We start from the raw sequence: 2,500 nt of genomic DNA on the forward strand, positions 1-2,500 counted from the left end.
AAACCCCCGTCCTTGTGGGACGGGGGTTTCGGGATAAAGGCCCTGGCGATGACCTACTCTTGCATGGCTTAAGCCACACTACCATCGGCGCGGCTGCGTTTCACTTCCGTGTTCGGGATGGGAACGGGTGGGACCACAGCGCTAATTTCACCAGGGAGAGGGTTGGAGCGTCGCCATCCAGGGAACGGATTAAGGCGCCAATCTCTCATAGGGTCTTGTGACGTAGCGGGCATTGGATTCTCTCTGACAATATCGTCGAGTCCAAGGCCACTTGAGGTTATATGGTCAAGCCGCACGGATCATTAGTATCAGTTAGCTCAATGGGTTGCCCCACTTACACACCTGACCTATCAACCACCTAGTCTTGATGGTTCCTTTAGGGGGCTTGTGCCCCGGGAAGTCTCATCTTGAGGCGCGCTTCCCGCTTAGATGCTTTCAGCGGTTATCGCTTCCGAACATAGCTACCCGGCAATGCCACTGGCGTGACAACCGGAACACCAGAGGTTCGTCCACTCCGGTCCTCTCGTACTAGGAGCAGCCCCTCTCAAACTTCCAACGCCCATGGCAGATAGGGACCGAACTGTCTCACGACGTTCTGAACCCAGCTCGCGTACCACTTTAAATGGCGAACAGCCATACCCTTGGGACCGACTACAGCCCCAGGATGTGATGAGCCGACATCGAGGTGCCAAACACCGCCGTCGATATGAACTCTTGGGCGGTATCAGCCTGTTATCCCCGGAGTACCTTTTATCCGTTGAGCGATGGCCCTTCCATACAGAACCACCGGATCACTAAGTCCTACTTTCGTACCTGCTTGATCCGTCGATCTCGCAGTCAAGCACGCTTATGCCTTTGCACACAGTGCGCGATGTCCGACCGCGCTGAGCGTACCTTCGAGCTCCTCCGTTACTCTTTGGGAGGAGACCGCCCCAGTCAAACTACCCACCATACATGGTCCCCGATCCGGATTACGGACCTAGGTTAGAACGTCAAGCACATCAGGGTGGTATTTCAAGGTTGGCTCCGCCGAAGCTAGCGCCTCGGTTTCATAGCCTCCCACCTATCCTACACAGACGAACTCAACGTTCAATGTAAAGCTATAGTAAAGGTTCACGGGGTCTTTCCGTCTTGCCACGGGAACGCTGCATCTTCACAGCGATTTCAATTTCACTGAGTCTCGGGTGGAGACAGCGCCGCTGTCGTTACGCCATTCGTGCAGGTCGGAACTTACCCGACAAGGAATTTCGCTACCTTAGGACCGTTATAGTTACGGCCGCCGTTTACTGGGGCTTCGATCAAGAGCTTCGCCTTGCGGCTGACCCCATCAATTAACCTTCCAGCACCGGGCAGGCGTCACACCCTATACGTCCACTTTCGTGTTTGCAGAGTGCTGTGTTTTTGATAAACAGTCGCAGCGGCCTGGTTTCTGCGACCCCCCTCAGCTATAGCCCGCATGGGCCACCAAAGAGGGTGCACCTTCTCCCGAAGTTACGGTGCCATGTTGCCTAGTTCCTTCACCCGAGTTCTCTCAAGCGCCTGAGAATTCTCATCCTACCCACCTGTGTCGGTTTACGGTACGGTCTGCGTGAGCTGAAGCTTAGGAGCTTTTCCTGGAAGCGTGGTATCAGTGACTTCGCCCTAAAGGGCTCGTCTCGGTGCTCGGTCTTAAAGGATCCCGGATTTGCCAAAGATCCAAACCTACCGCCTTTCCCCGGGACAACCAACGCCCGGTACACCTAACCTTCTCCGTCCCTCCATCGCACTCACGCGAGGTGCAGGAATATTAACCTGCTTCCCATCGACTACGGCTTTCGCCCTCGCCTTAGGGACCGACTAACCCTGCGTCGATTAACGTTGCGCAAGGAAACCTTGGGCTTTCGGCGTGCGGGCTTTTCACCCGCATTATCGTTACTCATGTCAGCATTCGCACTTCCGATACCTCCAGCAGCCTTCTCAAGCCACCTTCGCAGGCTTACGGAACGCTCCTCTACCGCGCATAACAAAGTTATGCACCCCAAGCTTCGGTTTCGTGCTTAGCCCCGTTAAATCTTCCGCGCAGACCGACTCGACCAGTGAGCTATTACGCTTTCTTTAAAGGGTGGCTGCTTCTAAGCCAACCTCCTGGCTGTCTGTGCCTTTCCACATCGTTTTCCACTTAGCACGAAATTTGGGACCTTAGCTGTGGGTCTGGGTTGTTTCCCTTTTCACGACGGACGTTAGCACCCGCCGTGTGTCTCCCGTACATTCTGTCTTGGTATTCGGAGTTTGCCATGGTTTGCTAAGACGCGATGTCCCGCTAGCCATAACAGTGCTCTACCCCCAAGAAGATTCATACGAGGCGCTACCTAAATAGCTTTCGAGGAGAACCAGCTATCTCCGGGTTCGATTAGCTTTTCACTCCTAATCACACCTCATCCCCTACCTTTGCAACGGGAGTGGGTTCGGGCCTCCAGTACCTGTTACGGCACCTTCACCCTGGGCATGACTAGATCACCCG

General features: G+C 54.7%; 2 rRNA genes (1 of these 2 cut by a window edge). Both read right to left on the reverse strand.

Annotated features, from left to right (window positions below):
* Positions 1-40: 40 nt before the first annotated feature.
* A 5S ribosomal RNA gene (gene rrf, locus CSC76_RS15400) occupies positions 41-155 on the reverse strand.
* Between the two features lie 126 nt (positions 156-281).
* A 23S ribosomal RNA gene (locus tag CSC76_RS15405) occupies positions 282-2,500 on the reverse strand (it continues 660 nt past the right edge of the window).

Origin of the sequence: Pseudoxanthomonas mexicana (assembly GCF_010093385.1) — a bacterium.
GTDB classification, from domain to species: domain Bacteria; phylum Pseudomonadota; class Gammaproteobacteria; order Xanthomonadales; family Xanthomonadaceae; genus Pseudoxanthomonas_A; species Pseudoxanthomonas_A mexicana.